Consider the following 18,526-nt stretch of genomic DNA (forward strand, 5'->3'; position numbering starts at 1 on the left):
CGTGGGCAATCCATTCGACCAGTTTGACAGGCAAGCAGCAGGAACAAATCCGTTTGATAAATTTGACGATCCGGTTCCAGAGCAAGAGCAAGGCGGGTTCGTCCCGGCCTTCAAGAGAACCATTGGAAACATGGCGTCTACTGCTGGCGTTACTGGCGAAGACGTGCTTGGAAAAAACTCCATTACCTCTGGACTTCAGGAGTGGGGAAAAGGAGTTGAAGAGGCAAATAAACCGGGCATAACCAGCCTCTCAGACATTCCCAAAAAGCCGGGAACCTACGTTACCGAATCGCTAGCCAACATGGGAGCGCAACTCGCGCCACAAGGGATAGCAGGAGTTGCGGGCCGGGTAATTGGCGGCCTTGCTGGTGGACGGCTTGGCGGTCGCCCTGGCGCGCTTGCAGGACAAGAAATCGGCGGACGAATCGCGCAGGCAATCCCGACGTTTGTTCAAGAGTACGGCGGAATTCGCCAAGAGCAAAACGACTCAGCGGACCCAAAAGACGTCAACAAGCTTCGTGCGGTTGCTGCCGCGATCCCGGCGACGGCGATTGAGTTTGCCTTCGGGCCGCAAAAACTGCTAGCCCGCTTCCTTGATGGGGCAACCCGCGAGCAAATCAAGGAATTAGCCAAGCAGCCTACAAAAGAAATTATCAAAGGGCTTGGCAAGGAATTCGTCAAGGGCGGACTTGGAGAAGCCTCGGAAGAATATCCACAGAAAATGCTTGAGAAGTGGGGTGCAAATAAAGACCCGCTCTCGAAAGAAGCGCAGAACGAAGCTTTGTTTTCGGCGGCAATGGCAATCCCCGGCGGCGGCATTATGCAAGGCGGAATGTCCGCATACGAGACGGCGAAAGCGGCAAGGCAAAACGCAGCAGAGCAGCAAAGCGTACCGCCAGCACCCCCGACGAACCCGCTACTCGCTCAGGCGACACAGGAATTTTCCCCGCAGCCGGGAAGTACATCGCAGCTTGACCAGACGCCAACGAGTTTTGACGTTCCGAAAACGTTGCCGCCTTCCGGCCCGCTGTCTGGAGCGGTAGGGATTGGGCGCATGTCCGGCGCAATTCCGCCAGAGCCGGTTTTGCGCGAACGTGATTTTGTTCCTCCCCCGTCTGGCAGTTACGGGCAACTGGCCGAGTTTGAGGGCCTTCTAAACGGCGAACGCGCAGACAAACAATCTCGCGTCTCTGATTTGCTCTCAGGGCAGGCCGTGCAAGCCGCCAGTGAGGCCGAATCGCAACAGGCAATGGTAGAGGCCGCACAAGCACAACAAAGCGCACAGGCGCGTTACAACCTCTTGCAGCAAGTCGCTGATACGCTTCCGGGCGATAGGAACCTGAAGCGCGCCTTTGGCCGTGCATTGAAGGAAGCCGGATATTCAAATCTTGACTTCACGCCGGAAGAAACGGCGAGTATTGACAACTTCAACCAGATCAACCGGAGTGCTGGCATCGCGGCGAACATTGGGCCGGGCATTGAACCGTCAACACCAAATGAGCTTGATGCTTCGCAATTCATAAAAGAGAAGGGCGCGAAACCTGAGCCGAAGCGCCACGCAAGCAATCTGGAAAATCGCATTCACGAACTGGAATTGCAGATTGAACAGTATGGTATGACGCCAGAGCGCGAATCAGAAATTGTCGGCTTGATTGACCAACTTGACGCGCAGGTAGCCGCCAAGAAAAAAGGCATCGCCGCACCAACGCAAACCTATGGCGCGCAACCAACGCGCACCACGCCGCTATTACAGACCGCAACTAACTTAGGACTCCCGGATGTCGCTCAAGCCGTTAAAACCAAGCAAGGCCAAGAAAAAGAACAGAAAGCACCAGCAGCCAATGTAGCGCCAGATTCTAAAGAACCTTGGAAGATGTCAAGCCAAGAATATGACTCGCCTGTAGAAAAGGAGAAAAGAGAAATATTTTATGTTCGATCAGGCAGCAACAATATTGAAGTAATTCGCAACCCTTCTGGCGCCGATCTTTCGGACATGAAAAAAGAGTTCAGGCGGGAGTTTCCTAACGCCACGAAAGACGATCCTGCATTGCGTCATACAGAAGACGTGAGCGGGAATAGCTACTACTGGAAAGGGCACTTGGGCGCACACCAGCATATCGAGCCAGAAATATCGAAACGATATGGTGTGGCGGTTAATCAAAATGCGGCACAGAAAATGTCGCACCGCTACGTTGTACGAAGGGCTTTGTATGACGGATTTGCTGTTCCTGATAGCGTAATTGCTGAATATCCTGGAATCATTGATGAAGTTAGAGGCATCGAAGGAAACAAGTTATCTCCTAAACCCGCCCCTGCAATAGAACAGCCGACGCTTCCCCCGGAATCAAGCGCAAACCCGGCTGTCGCTCCGCAGCAAGCGCAGAAAGGGCCGGGCCTCTCGCGTGTCGATCCAAAATTGCTTGCCGCGTACGAATCCGCAAAAGCATCGGGCAACAAAGCAGAGCAACGCCGCTTGGCAAAAGAGATTAACGCGCAGCGGATTAAGCAGATCTCCGCAGCGAAAGAGCATGCGCCCGTCGTCTTGTCGCTTGGCAGCGCGCCAAACTCAGCCGAGCCGATCACCGTTAAAGACGGCGTGGTCCATGTCGGCAACTACCCGGCGCAGAACTTCGATACTGGCGAAAACATTACCGTAGAGAACGGCGCTACTCCGCAACAGATAAAAGCCGCGCTTTCAGGGGCTGGAGCAATCGGGCGCGGACAGAAGGTTTTTGGCTTGCCGAAGGAATCCGCTCCGAACAGTCAAGCAATCCCTGACGGCTCAACGCCGCAAGACGCCGCTGAAGTTAAGCCCAACTCATCAACCGAGCTTACAGGTTCGACTGAAGTGGAGCGGCAAAAGCCGAGCGCGCCAGCCGCCCCGCAGCAGTCGGCCAAAGAAGCGCCCGCCGAGACGCCAAAGACCGATCAGCCTTCCGACGACGGCATGGACGCCATGTTCGAAGATGCAGTAGAGGAGGCGTTTGGCAAGGCTGAACCGGCAATATCAGGCCAGCAAGACGAGCTTGACGCAGAAATGCGGGCTTACGAAGCAAAGGCAGAAGCTAAATCCAAGAAGGAGAAGGCGGACAATCCTCGCTCTGCCACCAAATCCGCTGCCAGCGCTACAAAGAACGCCACCATGGGCATGGCCGAAGTCGCCAAGGGCTTGAATGCGCTGTTCAAGCCGAAACCAGGCACCCTGAGCATGGGCGTCGGATTCAGCCAGGAAACCTACGAAGCGGCCAAGCCGTACTTCGCTGCGGGCATATCACACTTCAAGCAAGCCGGCGCCGACATCAAAGACATGATGCTGGCGCTGGTGAAGAACTTGCGCGACCAGTTCGGCATGGACCAGGAAACCGTCAAGGCTATGCAGCCCTATGTCGTGCAGTACATGCGGGAGGTAAGGGACGGGAAAATAGTCTATGATGAAGTAAACACACCAAAGGAAGATGGCAATGATCCCTCCGATGCAGGACTTGAGAATACGCTCGATAATCCGCTGGCTGAAGGACAACGACGAAAGCGCGCCTACGTTGCCGCCAGAGGAATTCAAGCAACGCGCTATCGACCTGGACGAGCAGATGGTCGAATCGTTCGAGGAACAGGACGACGCGCTGAAGGAAAGATTGATGCGGTCGAAGAAGTGGGGGACGGAGGAAGGTCTCCAGACGTACGCGACGGACAGAATGGCGTTGTGGCAGGAGACGTGCAGCGTGTTTCTGCCGATTACCGACCGGGCATTGGCGGACTGACTAGAGAAGGTTCTTGGTTCGATTCAGCCAGTCGCAATATCGACCTGATTGAACTTGCAATAAAGATCGACGGGGAAAAGAGAAACGCAACGCCGGAAGAACAAGCCCTGCTGTCTAAGTACGTTGGCTTTGGTGCTGGCGAGATTCGCAACTACTTATTCCCGATTCCCCCTGCTTACGCAAAATCGCAAGAACCTAACCGTCTTATATGGCCTAGCTTCGTGCGTGAGGCGCGGTGGAAGCCACTGGCAGAGCGTATCGAAGCACTCCCAAGGGAATGGCAGCAGTCTATCCTGCAATCGACGCAGTACGCCCACTACACCAGCGAGGGCATTATTCGCTCGATGTGGAGCGCCATTCAAAAACTAGGTTTCACTGGCGGCAAGATATTCGAGCCGGGAACTGGTATTGGTTCGTTCTCAATGCTGATGCCTGATAGCGTGCATCAGACTTCCGTGTTCACAGGCGTTGAGTTTGACGCACCGACCGCGCTGATAGCTCGCTTGTTATCGCCTGACCAGCACTTGCAGCATGGGGATTTCATAAAGCGGAAATTCCCCAAAAACTTCTTTGATGTGAACATCGGGAATCCGCCATTCTCACAGACGCCAATTCTGGGCGATTCAGAGTACGCCAAGCGCGGATTCATGCTTCATGACTTCTTCTTTGCCAAAGGGATTGATCTGGTGCGTCCAGGCGGTTTGCAGGTCTTTGTGACCAGCAAAGGAACCATGGACAAACTGACGGACAAGGCGCGCAAATACCTTTCCGAGCGCGCCGACCTGGTTGGCGCTATCCGGCTCCCTTCTACTGCGTTTGAAGGCAATGCCGGAACCAGCGTAGTGACTGACGTTATTTTCTTGCGCAAGAGGGCTGACGGAGAAGCCCCGGCAGGGCAGGAGTGGGGGAAGATTGTTCCGGTAGAAACAAAAGACGGGCCGGTAATGATCAACGAGTATTTTGCCAATCATCCAGAAATGGTGCTTGGGCAAAACCGTATCAGCGGAAACACCGATGATCTTGGCCGGCGAGTCAATAGCAACGGGCGCGGCGGCGAGCAATACACTGTTGTTTCATACGACACGACACCGGCAGAACTAGACGCCAAGTTTGCGCAGGCGGTTGAACGGCTTCCCGAAAACATTTACTCCCCCCTTGGGCAGACGGATGAAACGGTAAAGGAAGAAACCAGAAAAGTTGACTTTGACCCAAGCGTCAAGCGCGAGGGGGTTGTCTACCTTGCCAAAGACGGTACGGTAATGCGCGTTTCATCCGGTATTGGCGTTCCGCTTGAATCTTCGGTAAAACTGAGCGACAAGGATAAAGCATGGTTCAAGAGTTACGTCGAACTGCGCAACCTCGTGCAACTAGCCAGAGAAGCGCAAATAAACGATGCCAAGTGGGAAGGAGTGCTGAAGAAGCTGAACAAGGCGTATGACGCATTCCGTGCTACCCATGGGCCAATCAATGACTTCACCGTAACAACGCGCAAGGCGACCGCCGAAGACGGAAGCATTGTTGAAACGCAGATAAAGCGATTCAAGAACAAGCGGTTGTACCGGGAAGATTACGACGCGGCAATTCTCACGACGCTGGAAACAATCACTGAATCTGGAGAGATAATCAAAGCGCCGTTTCTCCTTGGCAGAACCATCGGCAAGCCGGTAGTCGTTGATGTAAAAAGCATTGGGGATGCCTTGGCGGTATCGCTTGACGCTATCGGCACGCTGAACCTTGAAGACATCGGGCGCAGGATGAAGCTCGGGCGCGACGAGACTATCGAAGCAATGGGCGGCCAGATTTTCAAAACCAATGACGGAAACTGGCAACTTGCTGACGAGTACCTATCCGGCAACGTCGTTGACAAACTTGAAGAGGCGGAACAGGCGGCACAGCTTGACCCTTCATTCAAACGTAATGTCGAGGCGCTTAAAGAAGTTCAGCCGGAGAAGTTGGGGCCATCGCAGATTAGCGCGAAGCTCGGCGCGGCATGGATTCCTGAGTCACACGTCAATGAGTTTGCGACGGAGATTGGCGCAGGATCAGTAACGTATGACCACAAAACTGAAACCTGGCAAGTGGACGGCGGGAACAAGCGCACCGAGCGTAGAGCGGGAGCAGAATACGGCACGGCGGCGCGGTCTCCGTCTGAGTTGCTTGAAGCAATTCTTAACAGCCGGTCAATCAAGGTGATGATGACGGTCGATAAAAAGACCGTTCCCGATGTCGAAGCGACGACTGCCGCCAACGAAATGGCGAAAAAGATCAAGGACAAGTTCAGGGGGTGGGTCTGGACGGATAGCGACCGTGCAACCGACTTGGTTGAAAGCTACAACAAGCGGTACAACAATATCGCACCAAGGAAGTTTGACGGAACGCATTTGACGCTTCCCGGCGTGAGTCTTAGATTCAAATTGCACCCGCACCAGCTACGGTCTATCTGGCGTCAGATTCAGACCGGGAATACATACCTTGCTCATGCTGTAGGCGCCGGAAAGACGATTGAAATGATCGCTGGCGGAATGGAGCAGAAGCGCCTCGGTCTGATTAAGAAACCGATGTACGTGGTTCCTAATCACATGCTGGAGCAGTTCAGTAATGAATTCATGGAACTGTACCCGCTGGCAAATATCATGGTCGCCGACGACGAGAACTTCTCCGCCGAACGACGCAAGGCGTTCATCGCCTCAGCCACGCTCAATAGTCCGGACGCAATCATCATCACACACAGCGCCTTCAAGCGGATAGGCGTATCAGAAGAATCGGTAGCGCCGATTCGTGACGAGATACTGGCAGACCTTGAGATTGAACTTTCCGAAACAGCGAAGGACCAGGGCTCCAGAGTGCGACGTGGGCAGCTTGAGCAGCAGATTGAAGCGGTCAAACAACGCTTTGACGCCATTGTTGGCGCCAGCGGCAAGGACTCGACGATCAAGTTTGAGGACATCGGCGCAGACTTTATCTATGCCGACGAAGCGCACGCCTTCAGAAAACTGGATTTCCATACCGCGCAATCCATCAAGGGAATTGACCCCAACGGATCGCAGGCCGCGATGGATATGTACGTCAAGACCCGCATCATGGAGAAAGGTCGGCCAGGCCGGTCTTTCGTGTTTGCCTCGGGAACGCCGGTAACGAATACCATGGGCGAGCTTTACACCATCCTTCGATTCTTTGCAGGGGCGGAACTTGACCGGGCCGGTATTTCAACATTCGATTCATGGGCGCGGATGTTCGGAGAGGTTGCGCCAGCACTTGAGCCGAATGCGGCTGGTCGGTATGAACTGATCGAGCGTTTTGCCAAGTTCGACAACGTACCAGAGCTGATGAGCCGCGTTCGTCAATTCATGGACGTTCTGACTTCTGAGAACCTTGGCGCCCTTGTGAAGCGGCCTGACCTGAAAGGTGGCAAGCCGAACCTGAACATCGTTGAATCAAACGATGCGCTTGAAGAGTACATGAGGGGCGAACTTGCAACACGCATTGAAATATCAAAAGCCTGGAAGCCGTCAAAGGAAGAACCAAATAATCCTGATCCTATTGTTGCGATCATTACAGACGGTCGCTTTGCTGCGATTGACCCGCGTTTCTTCGGTGGGAAACTCGAAGGCGAGAGCATTATCACAACCATGGGCGACAAGGTTGCTGAGACCTATCACGCGACCAAGGACAACATTTATTACGACAAAGACGGAAAGCCAGAGAAGATCAAAGGCAGCACGCAGATCGTGTTCTATAACCTTGGATTTGGTGAGCAGTCACAGAAAAACCGAGGGTTTAATTCAAGGGCGGCATTCACCAAGAGGCTGACGGACGGAGGAATACCGCGTTCCGATATTGCATGGTTTGATGATGCAAACACCGACGCCAAGAAGGAAGCGGTTTTCAAAGACATGCGCAGCGGGAAGCTGAAGGTGCTGATTGGTTCTGCCAAGAAGATGGGAACCGGCGTCAACGTCCAGAAGCGTCTCATCACCCTGCACTACCAAGACCCCCCTTGGTTTCCGGCTGATGTTGAGCAGCCCCACGGGCGCATCATCCGGCAAGGGAACCAAAACAAGGAAGTCTCTATTGAGTGGTATACGACGAAAGGCACCTATCAATCGACCATGTGGCAGATGGTCGGGCGGAAACAGCGGTTCATTGACCAGGCGTTCACCGGCGACAAGTCATTACGCAGTATGGACGACATGGGCGAGGCTTCGCTATTCGAGCAAGCCGCGGCTGTTGCATCGGGAGACCCGCGCGCTATTCAACTGGCAGGGCTGCGGCAGGACGTGGAGCGGTTTGAACGGCTGCAAGCAGCTCACGCTAGCGAACAGATCAACGTCAGCAGTGCGCTTCGTTCTGCTGAATACTATCTGAGCAGCGCATTAAAGCGCGTCAAGATATACACGAAAGCATACAAAGCAATCGGCGAAAAGCATTTCTCGTTTGAAAGCGGGAAGGTAGGAAATTCGACATATAACAAGGTCGGCGAATTCGGGCAGGCGATTAAGGATGCGTTTAACAAGGAAGTGGAGAAAGGAACGCCAGGCCGCAACGAAGTTAAGATAGGCAGCATAGGCGATGCAATTTCATTGACCGTTGAAGCCGTATTTGCCCACGACCACAAAACAAAACAGGACGAACCTACCGGCAATTACCGGCTGGGCGTCGACGTTGGCGGTGCGTCTTATCTAGTCGTTTCTTCCGCAGGTCTTGGCGCAGATGTTGACGCGGTAGGGCTTGGCCGGCAAGTCACGAACAAGGTAAATGAGGTTGATCGTGATCTACGAGCCGCAAGAGCGGACGTTATCACGCAAGAAACTGACGTGATAAAACTCAAGAAAAAGCGCGGGGCGCCGTTCGAGTATCAACAGGAAATGGCAGAGAAGTACGGCGACCTGAAACGCCTTGAGGCTGAGTTGCAAGACGACGGGAAGACCAAGGCGACAGCCGTTGTTAGCGAAACAACAATGACAGCTTCCGAGTCAGCACTAACCGGCGCCCTTCCCGACGAGCAGCGCCTTGTCCGCTACGACGACCAAGACAACATGGCGCGGAACAGCGGGGCATTGCCTGGGGAGTCACGATTCAACCAGGCCAGCGATGGCCGCATTACCCCGTCCGACAAAGCCATTTACGGCATGGCCGCAGAAGGCAAGAACGCCAAAGACATTCTGAAGTTCATTGCAGCGTCTTCACGCAATCCGTTCTATCGCCAACTCGCCCGGCTGCTACTCAAGACGGGCATCGCACCAAAGATCACAGTGGGCGACGGCAAGGGCTTCACGTTCAACGCAGGCAACGACAAGCAGTATGCCGCGTCCTACAACCCCAAGACGGATACCGTCTCGTTATTCCGCCCGGCCAGTAGTGAGCGGCACGCACTCCACGAATTCTTACACGCCGCTACAATCAAAGCGCTATCTAAAAATGGCATGGCCTCGGTGCAAATGCGCGCCCTGTTCAACCACGTCAAAGCCACCGGCAAGATGAACGGCATGTACGGCATGGAGAACGTGGACGAGTTTGTTGCCGAAGTTTTCAGCAATCCGAAGTTTCAGGAATTGCTGAAGCAAATTGCCGCACCGGAAGGCAGCGCACGCAAGACGGTATGGGATCGCTTCATCAGCGTGATTCGTGGAATCCTTGGCCTAAAGACCGAAAGCCATGACGCGCTCTCTCGCGCCTTGAGCCTGGGGCTTGGGGTGATGCACGAGAATATGAAGTTGAGCGAAGGCAAGAGTCTGACGGCGAAGGGGAATGTTGGAGCGGGAAGCGCAACAATCAACGTCGACGGCGTAGAGCGCCCACGATTGAACAGCAACGGCAAGCCTATTGCACAGACGGATGAAGGAATACGCAACTTCTGGAAGTGGTTTTCGGGAAGCAAAATAACCGACGATCAGGGTAGGCCGCTGGTTGTTTATCATGGGACAAATGCAGATTTTTCAGAATTTAAGGTTACACGCGGTGGCGAGTTTGGCCCGGCGATCTACATGACTGATAATAAGCGCGAAGCAGGAGAATACGGCGATGCGGTAAAAGGGGTATCTTTCGCTGCGCCATCGGCCCATATCATGCCGTCGTTCGTTCGCCTAGAGAATCCATACACCAAGGGTGTCGATGCCTTTTGGAAAGAGTTCGGCGGCGGCACTGACGCGGACGGCATCGAACTCGCAAAAGCTGCGGGCTACGATGGCGTTGTCGCGCAGCGGCAGGATAGATACTACGACAACGACGCGCGCGAGTTCGTCGACCGCGGAACTATGCTGACTCATTACGTCGCCTTTTCCCCAAGCCAAATCAAATCCGCTACCGGAAACAACGGTCAATTCTCACCCGACAACAACGACATTCGCTACAACGTCATCGGAGACTCTGGCCGCGCATACGATCAAGCGCACCGTGATTTCTTCAAGAATGTCGGGCGCGACATTAACCCCGAAAGCCGCCTCCAGAAGTCGCTCAACTATCTGAGAAATGATTTCTGGAAGAAAATGGCCGTGGGCATTGTCGATCAATTCCGTGGATTGAAAGACTTGGGCGACAACGGCACCGCCTACATGCTTGCGCGGCTCTCCAAAGGCACAGCGGGCGCGTTTGACACCCTGCTGCACCACGGCAAGCTTATGCTCAGGGACGGCGTTTATGATGGCGATACGTCAGGCGGTTTTGTGGAACGTCTTGGCGTCCCGCTGCATGGCGAACTGGACGACGTGCTTTGGTGGATCGCTGCGAACCGGGCATGGAATCTCGCGCCACTTGGCAAAGAAAACCTATTCAGCCCAAGCGACATTGCCGCTGGAAAATCGCTCGCCAATGGCACAACAGCGTTTGATTACACGATTCAAACCGGGCCAGCAAGAGGAACGGTTACGCGCAACCGCAGCATGATCTATGCCGACGCGCACCGGGTTTTCAATGAGTTTCAGAAGAATACTCTGGACATGGCCGAGCAGTCGGGGCTGATTGATGGCAATTCGCGCAAGACGTGGGAGTCTGAATTTTACGTCCCGTTTTACCGCGTATCGGAAGAAGACGGCGAGTTTGTTGGTGCGAAGATAAGCGGCTCTCTCGTTCGAAAGAGAGCTTTCCAGAAACTCAAGGGCGGAACGGACAAGCTAAACTCTGATTTGCTGTCTAACACGCTCCAGAATTGGGCGCACCTAATCACCGCCTCCGCACAGAACCGGGCGGCACGAGCCTCATTGGCTGCGGCAGAGAACATCGGGGTGGCACAGCGGGTGGCGCCTGACATGGCCTCCTACAGCGCCAGCAATGGCACCATGCTCCCGCCAGGCACGAAGAAAACCGTCTGGTTCCAGGAAAACGGCAAGAAGGTCGAATACCTTGTCACCGATCCGTTCGTAATGACCGCTATTACGTCGCTTGAATACGCCGGAATGCGGAACGGGATCATGGACGCCATGACGAAGTTCAAGCACGCGCTGACCATCGGCGTGACGGCTTCGCCTGCCTTTAAGGTGCGAAACCTGATCCGTGATTCATTACAGGCTATCGGTACGTCTGACCTGGGCTATAACCCAATCAAGAACGTGACGGAAGGCTACAAGCAGACGAGGCGCGATTCTCAGGAATATGTTTCCGCCCTTGCCAGCGGCGGGCTCATCCGGTTTGGGACTATGCTTGAGGGCTCTGAATCGTCGCGTGTTCGCCAGTTAATCAAGGCTGGCGTCAAGGATTCAACAATCCTGAACAGTGATAACAAGTGGCAAGCATTTTACGACAAGGTGATTGACCCTGCCGTCTCCGCTTACAACGAATTGGGGAATCGCTCGGAAGAAATCAACCGGGCCGCGCTCTATAACCAGCTTATCAAGCAGGGCAAGAGCCACGCCGAAGCCGCGCTATTGGCTAGGGATTTGATGGACTTCTCAATGCAGGGAAGTTTCAATACGATTCGCTTTCTTTCCCAAGTTGTCCCGTTCTTTAACGCGCGACTTCAAGGGATGTACAAGCTTGGCCGGGCGGCGAGAGACGACCCAAAGAAAATGGCCGTCGTTACTGGTGCGCTGGCGCTGGCGTCTATCGCGCTCATGGCGGGCTATCACGATGACGACGACTGGAAGCGCCGCGAAGATTGGGATAGGGATAACTATTGGTGGTTCAAGCTGGGCGGCATCGAGTACCGCATTCCGAAGCCGTTTGAGCTTGGCGCGGTGGCAACGCTTGCGGAACGCTCTGTTGAGTACCTGACGAACGACGAAATGACGGGCGAACGGTTCAGGAATGTCATTGGGAAAATTGCCGAAAACAACCTGTCAATGAATCCGGTTCCGCAAATGGTGAAGCCGATCATTGATTTGTACGCTAACAAAGACAGCTTCACAGGAAGGCCGATAGAGACAATGGGAATGCAGCGTCTTGATTCTGACATGCGCTTCAATAGCAATACGTCAATGCCGGCAAGGGCGCTATCTACGGCCACGCTAGGCGCATTATCGCCGGTTCAGTACGATCACTTGGTAAGAGCCTATTTCGGATGGATAGGAGCCACTGCTGTCAGTTCGGCGGATATGGCGGCTCGCGTCTTCATGAACGAACCCACCAAACCGGCGATGGACTACTGGAAAGTAACAACTCAAGGAATGATGAAAGAGCAAGGCTCTGGCAGTTCCAGATACTTGACGCTGCTTTATGACCAGGCGTCAGAGCTGGAACAAGCCTATGGCACCTACCGCCAGTTGTTGAAAGACGGCAAGTTTGAAGACGCCAAAGACTACTATGAAAGCAACGCCGACAAGCTCAAGCGGTACAAGTTCGTGAATTCCGTGAAAAGCATGGAAACAAAGCTTAATGCCAGCATTCGCAGCATCGAGCGTAGCGATGCCTCGGCGGAAGAAAAGAAAGCACGCATTGAGCGAGTGCAGGCCATGAAAGAGCGAGTTGCGAAGCGGGTAGCACCTGGGCTTCAGTAATAACTATTCGGACCAACGCCGGTTATCAACGACAACGCCCAGGCGACAAAAGATAGAGCCATCGCGCACCCAAAAATCATCCCCCTATGTTCTGGCGTGGTGAAATAATAGAGCGCAGAACAGAGAACGAACGCTAGAAAGAAGCCTATCCCAACCATAACGGTAAGGATAGGATAAATTGAACGATAGCGCTAACGCAATAGCGGAGCTTCGCCAATGATCGACGAGGATAACGACTACCCGAAGTGGAAGGACATGGACGGAACCGGGCGGTTCATCTGCGTCATGGTCGTGATTCTGGTCGTTATTGCGATTGGTACGGCGTTTTGGTAGTAAGGTGGCCACATGCAAGTCATTGTTTTAACGTTCTTGTATTGGTTTTTTCCATGCAATTTGTGCGGTTATGTGGCCACTTGCTTACCTGTATTGAGCATGTCGTTATTTCTCCTCAAACAATACCCGTGTAAATTACTCGCTTTGACGCAAAACATTGCGTCATGACGCCTATTTAGCGTTAGGTTTCACAACAGCCCTTCCTGCACAGGCTCGCTGGCTTCGGCCAGCAATGTGCCCTGCGCCTGGGCTCGTTCAATCCGCTCGCACGCCGTATCGAAGTGCTCGCGGGCCAGTTCAATGCCTATGAATCGTCGGCCACTTTGCACTGCGGCCACGCCAGTGGTGCCGCTGCCCGCGAACGGGTCCAGCACCGTGCCGCCCTTCGGGCTGAACATCGCCACCAGCCGCGCATAGTGGGGAACCATCTTCGGCGTCGGGTGCGTGAACTCGTCCTTGGTGCTTATCAGCGCCGCGTCGAGCCGGTCCATGTAGCGCTCGTGGCACTTGCCTTCACCGAACCAGTACACCAGGCCAAAGTTCGCAAAGCCCACCGCTCCATTGCGCATGCTGTTCGTGTAGTTCAGCGCCACCGCGTAGCGGTAAGGTAGCCACCGCTCCAGTTCCTGCCGCATGGTCGCGTCATCCTTGCCTGTTTCCACCAGCACGTTGGGGGCGCCGTTCGTCCACAGCGCCAGCGCCAGCCGGTTGCAGAATGCGCGCCACGCCTTCGGGTCCAGGTTGTCGTTGGCGATGGCCTTGCCCGCGTTGAATGGCGGGTCTGTAATCACCGCGTCCACGGCAGGCAGCAGCGGCAGCACTTCCAGCGCATCGCCGTGCCACAGTTCCGCGTTCCCGATTACCACTTTCTCAGCCATTCCCAACCTTTCGTTGTGCGCCGCCAGTGAAACCTAACCCGTCGCTCGAACGGACGGCCTACGGCCGCCGTTCAGCTCCCACGTTATGCGTCAGGCAAGTGCATGAAACACAATCGCACCCACCATCTGCCAGTTCTTTGATTGCGTCGGCAACTGCCCACTTCCCATCATTGAAGCTACCGCCCTTCGCTGGCTCGCTGGCGGCCATTGCCAACCGATAGCATGTGTTCATCGCCGATTTTCGGCCAGCCTCGAACATCCATTCCCATGCAGCTTCACGGTCGGCGAATTTCCATGCGTCTTGCCCTGTGTAGGCTTCAATTGCGTCTTCTGCTGTTTCAATTTTCATGCTGCTCTCCGTAGTTTCCAGACCCATAACCCGTCAATCCAGCCGCGACCGGGTTAATCTTGTGGCGTTTCGTTACCCGCCTCGCGCGGCGGGCTGATTTTTGCGTTAGACCTTCCTGGAGAATAATTGGCAATGCCCTGTACTTTGAACCGCAAATCCACCGATCCCGCAGCGCTTGTTTTTGTCTTCAGTGTACGTGTCACCGGCCCAGCGATTCAGCGGGACAACGTCTTTCTTAAAATTTTCACAACTCGCGCAGCTTGCCGCCCCTTTGCGGTATCCTTGCGCCTCTTTTGCTTCACTCTGCTTGCTCATTTGTAATCCCTTCTGGCCTCAAGGCCTAACATTTACGTCAACACGGACAGCGGAAATGCCGCCGTGCCTTGTGGTTACTGGCCTTCTCCGCTGCCGGTTACGCCAGCGTTCGGCGTCAGCCCAGCACGCATCTGCGTCAAGGTTGGGTCTTCCTCCCGATAGCCGCATGACAATAGGTGGTCATACCCAATATCGACCAGCGCGCGCAGTCGGTCAATCTCGTCAGCAGCTTCGTTACACGCTTTGAAGTACGCATCGAGTTGTGCATTCCGTCCATCTGCAAATCCGAACCCCTTGCGAAGTTTTTTTGTGTCCATGTTCTTTCTCCGTAAAACGTCGAACCACACATTCAACCGGACGCCGTCAAGCGCCGGGGTTGTTCTGATCCGCTTCAGCGCGGCGCTCGGTTAATTCGGCGTTAGCCGTCAGTGGCTCCCACATGGCTTTCAGTGTCGCCCAGTGCTTTTCTAGGTACGCGCGGAACCGCGCGGCTTCGTCTTCGTTTATGTGCTTTATGTGGTGCGGAGAAAAAATCCCCTTCCGTTGGTGCATCATAAAAACCTCGGCGTAGTAACGGCCCGGATTGTCGTCGTCTCGCTGGCGAATATCCCACCGAAAAACCAGATTCATGTCCTCGTCAGCATCTTCAAACTCAGCTAGAAAATCGGTCATGGTTTCCCATGACGCCCCAGCCTCGTTCGAGTAGTAATTGCTTCCGCTACAGTAATACGGGTGTTGGGCTAACAGTTCGGTCAACACGGACACCCCGCAATCAGCGTTCGGTGTAGGTTCTTGCGCGCTCATACATTGCCTCCATCTAGAATGTCGGTTGTAGCGGGGTGCCGGTTACCTCCAGCGTTATGTTTCACGGGTCGCCTTGATCTTCGCCCGAACCCACGCTGCACCGCCGAGTCGCTTGCACTTCCCCCATTCCTCGTCGGTCATCCGTACCGGGCGAGCCTGCATCAGTTCGCCGTCCTTGGCTATCGGCTTGCGCCCTTGGCCGCGCCCCGGCCCGCCGCGTTTGGCGTTCATTTCCCACGACCCTTTAGGTGCTTGGCTGCGGCGATCCACAGTGCCCGAATTTCCGCATCCGTCAGCGTGCCAGCGAAAGGCACCGTGCTACCGGAGTTCGTTTTTTCGTCGTAGTAGCAGGCCATCAACTTCTCCAAAGTCTTTTCAGCTTGGGTCTTCATTTCGTTCTCCGTTTGCGTTGTGGATATTGTTATTGTAGTTACGCAATCAAATAATGTCAAGCTGTTTGTGTATCTACGCAAAAAAACATAACTAATCAATCAACGCGGACGTTCCGCTTCGCTCCACGCCGGTTATTTCAAACGTTCGACCCCCACAAAGTCGCGGCACTTGATCTTGGTGATGATCCGATGACCATTGCGAGTCTTCAACTCCGTTTTCGGTCTCGCCACGATCCCCTCGGCTTGGAACGCGCCCCACGTGGAGGCAATACCCGCCTTTGCCGCTGCGATGGCATCGTGCAGCGTTCCTTCTCCGATGATCGGCACTACGTCAAGCCCGAGCTTCTGCGCCACGTCCTCGACGTCGGCGCGTTGCAGCCAAAAGTCGCCTACCTTCACGTCGAAAAGAATAAAGTCTTGGTCTTGCCGATAGTTTCCGCCGCCCTTCTGAATCTTCGCGCCGTAGCCTTCGCCGTACAGGCAGGCGTCGCAGCCGAACACTTCCTGCATCTTGGCCGCCAACGGCAAGAACCGCTCATTCAGCCGCGTCACCAGTTGCGCAGGAATCTGCGCCGAGTCCGTCTTACCGCCAAATGTCACCGCGCCATCATTAAGCATCACGCGAATGTTGGTGCCGTCAACCTTCTCCGTGAACACCCAAGTGCTCCCGGCCAAGAACTCGAATTCCGGCAGCGTCCATTTCCCTTCCAGCAGCGTCTTTCCGTTGCGCTCCATGTCGCGCTTGAACAGCGTTTGAATCTTGTGGTACTCGTTCATGTCTTTCTCCATAAGTTGCGTGATCGAACCCGTCAATCCAGCCGACCGAATACGGGCGGCGCTTGTTCTCAGCCGTTGTCACGCGGAGGGCTGATTTCTACGTTATTCCCCGGCTAGGTAGCCGCTGACCATTTCTTCATTATCCCCACTAGCCCGCCAAAGCGCATTGGTCGTGCGCAATAGTTGGCGGCGCAGGTCTTCGACAATATCGGCGGCTTCGCAATTAGTGCACCCGTCAACGCTACGGCTGTCGTGACAACAGTCGGCGCGGAGTTTCATTGTTATATCCATCCTTTTCTCCTTTTGGTCACAAAACCTTCTAAGCAACTCGCTACAACCCTTGCCAATGCTAGGGCAAATTGTTCAAAAAACATCAAAAAACATTAGACACTAACGGTCACAAATTGCTGCACAATCAAAAGTTTAACTAATTTCTTGTACTTATTTGAGCAATAATCGCGGAATTGCTAAGAAGTTGTAAACAAATGCTTATTTTCATACTGTCTAACGATTTCTAAGGCGCTTCTAATGCTTCCGGCGCTAAGACCTTGCGCGCTAAGCAAGGTTGTCTCGAATGTCATTCCAGGCAACAGCCTTCTGGCCGCTACCTCTGCTTTCAAAAATCCCCACTTCATAGCAGTCTCCGTCCATAATATTCGTTCACCCTTCTGCGCTACCCGCGCTAGGAGTCTCTGGTATTCCGCGCATGTGCAGGTACAATGATTGGTGTCCGTGCTTCATGGCGTGGCGCTCAATCGACAGCATGAAAGAGTCCACATTCCCTTGCGCATTCGCGGCAGCGTCCGCCATGCGAAGCGCGAAGCTGCTACCCGCTTGGATGCTGCGCGTACTCCCGCTCTTTCCAGGTTCCCACTCGCACATAGCAAAGAGCGAAAGTCCGTTGTACTCGCACTCTTTCGCCAGCGCCAGCAGCTTCGGCGCTATGTGTTCGTCGTAGTAAGCCTCCTTGTTCATTCCTTCTCCATTAACCCTTAACCATCGGCAGCGGCTCCACTAGCGGAACGTCGTTACCTCGCTGATACCGTTCGTGCGCCGTGTCCAGCGCATTGCGGCCACCGACGCCGATCTGGCAGCGCTTCATCAGTCGTTCCACTTCCTCGGTCGTTTCCATGTCTTCTAACCCTCCGCTCCAGCGGGACGCTCGCTATGCTCGCGCCCCTGAGCTATTGCGTTAGAACTCATGCCGAGCACCGTCGATCACCAGCGCAATCTTCACGCTGCCATCTATGTGGTCTCGGTAATTCGTCATGTTCGCCTTGAGGTTCTGGCACAGTTTCTTTGCCGCCTCGTCCACGACCTTTTCCGCGTGCGGCATCAGCGCCGCCTTGATCTGCTTTTCCAACTCCGCGCCAACGCTTTTGGCAATGTGTCCAATGGCGTTGTCTAGGCTCAATTCGGCGGCAATAGCCATGCTCTTTTCTCCAAAAATGAGTTCTAACCCTGCGTTCCAGCGGAGGCTGCGCCAAAAAGCGGCGCATCCCCGCTGAACTCCACGTAGCCGTCACTTAGTAGCCGTCCTCGTCGTAGCGGTCTTCGAAGTAGAATATAGGCCCGCACGCTGCGCATCGTTCCTGATCGTCAGGCAGTCCGAGGATGTCGTCCTCGGTGTATGTGTATGTTTCTTTGCAATCGCACTTTGGGCAAGCCATTGTTTGTTTTCTCCGCTTCGTTGGCGCCGTCTAACCCTACGCTCAACCCCGTTCGCTCTGCTCACGGAGCTATTGCCCCATTGATTTTCCACACTTCCTACATGCTTTAGAACTGACCATGCCGTAACCACTTATAAAAGTTACGACCGTTATAGGCCAGTTCTAATTAAAAGGTATATCGTCGTCCATATCATCAAATGACGTTGAATGTTGCTTTGGCCCTTGCGGCGCGCTTGCTTGCCCTTCTTCACGAGACTTGCCGCCGAGCATCTGCATTTCATTGGCCTCAATCTCAGTCGTGTAACGCTCCTGCCCCTCCTTGT

The 18,526-nt window shown here is 54.3% G+C and carries 13 protein-coding genes; 1 reads left to right on the forward strand and 12 read right to left on the reverse strand.

Features of this window, described 5'->3' with window-relative positions; translation table 11 throughout:
* Window position 1 precedes the first annotated feature (1 nt).
* A complete protein-coding gene (locus PROAA_RS15825; protein ID WP_186412271.1) occupies window positions 2-12,685 on the forward strand; it encodes an LPD38 domain-containing protein in 12,684 nt (4,227 codons plus the stop codon).
* A 521-nt stretch (window positions 12,686-13,206) separates the two neighbouring features.
* Here PROAA_RS15825 and PROAA_RS18970 read toward each other — a convergent pair.
* The 12 genes from PROAA_RS18970 to PROAA_RS15885 all read right to left on the reverse strand — a co-directional run bounded on the left by PROAA_RS18970 (window position 13,207) and on the right by PROAA_RS15885 (window position 17,965).
* The gene (locus tag PROAA_RS18970) at window positions 13,207-13,896 is read right to left on the reverse strand and encodes a DNA-methyltransferase (RefSeq protein WP_222102312.1); all 690 of its coding nucleotides are present in this window, start codon (window positions 13,894-13,896) and stop codon (window positions 13,207-13,209) included.
* Between the two features lie 58 nt (window positions 13,897-13,954).
* On the reverse strand, window positions 13,955-14,245 hold the full coding sequence (locus tag PROAA_RS15835; protein WP_186412272.1) for a hypothetical protein: 291 nt from the start codon (window positions 14,243-14,245) through the stop codon (window positions 13,955-13,957).
* Between the two features lie 105 nt (window positions 14,246-14,350).
* Complete coding sequence (locus PROAA_RS15840) at window positions 14,351-14,560, reverse strand: hypothetical protein (RefSeq protein WP_186412273.1); 210 nt, start codon at window positions 14,558-14,560, stop codon at window positions 14,351-14,353.
* 74 nt (window positions 14,561-14,634) lie between these two features.
* Complete coding sequence (locus PROAA_RS15845) at window positions 14,635-14,877, reverse strand: hypothetical protein (RefSeq protein WP_186412274.1); 243 nt, start codon at window positions 14,875-14,877, stop codon at window positions 14,635-14,637.
* 46 nt (window positions 14,878-14,923) lie between these two features.
* On the reverse strand, window positions 14,924-15,364 hold the full coding sequence (locus PROAA_RS15850) for a hypothetical protein (RefSeq protein ID WP_186412275.1): 441 nt from the start codon (window positions 15,362-15,364) through the stop codon (window positions 14,924-14,926).
* Window positions 15,365-15,418: 54 nt separating this feature from the next.
* Window positions 15,419-15,595, reverse strand: a complete 177-nt coding sequence (locus tag PROAA_RS15855) for a hypothetical protein (RefSeq protein WP_186412276.1) — start codon at window positions 15,593-15,595, stop codon at window positions 15,419-15,421.
* On the reverse strand, window positions 15,592-15,756 hold the full coding sequence (locus PROAA_RS15860; RefSeq protein ID WP_186412277.1) for a hypothetical protein: 165 nt from the start codon (window positions 15,754-15,756) through the stop codon (window positions 15,592-15,594). The genes PROAA_RS15855 and PROAA_RS15860 overlap by 4 nt, the downstream gene beginning before the upstream one ends.
* Before the next feature lie 132 nt (window positions 15,757-15,888).
* Window positions 15,889-16,533 (reverse strand): RNA ligase family protein, encoded by a 645-nt coding sequence (locus PROAA_RS15865; protein WP_186412278.1) that lies wholly within the window; start codon window positions 16,531-16,533, stop codon window positions 15,889-15,891.
* Between the two features lie 102 nt (window positions 16,534-16,635).
* On the reverse strand, window positions 16,636-16,812 hold the full coding sequence (locus tag PROAA_RS15870) for a hypothetical protein (protein ID WP_186412279.1): 177 nt from the start codon (window positions 16,810-16,812) through the stop codon (window positions 16,636-16,638).
* A 381-nt stretch (window positions 16,813-17,193) separates the two neighbouring features.
* Window positions 17,194-17,508: a hypothetical protein gene (locus PROAA_RS15875; RefSeq protein ID WP_186412280.1), complete on the reverse strand. Its 315-nt coding sequence runs from the start codon at window positions 17,506-17,508 to the stop codon at window positions 17,194-17,196.
* Between the two features lie 10 nt (window positions 17,509-17,518).
* Window positions 17,519-17,665: a hypothetical protein gene (locus PROAA_RS15880; protein ID WP_186412281.1), complete on the reverse strand. Its 147-nt coding sequence runs from the start codon at window positions 17,663-17,665 to the stop codon at window positions 17,519-17,521.
* A 60-nt stretch (window positions 17,666-17,725) separates the two neighbouring features.
* Window positions 17,726-17,965, reverse strand: a complete 240-nt coding sequence (locus tag PROAA_RS15885; RefSeq protein WP_186412282.1) for a hypothetical protein — start codon at window positions 17,963-17,965, stop codon at window positions 17,726-17,728.
* Between the last annotated feature and the right edge of the window lie 561 nt (window positions 17,966-18,526).

Origin of the sequence: Candidatus Propionivibrio aalborgensis (assembly GCF_900089945.1) — a bacterium.
Lineage (GTDB): Bacteria > Pseudomonadota > Gammaproteobacteria > Burkholderiales > Rhodocyclaceae > Propionivibrio > Propionivibrio aalborgensis.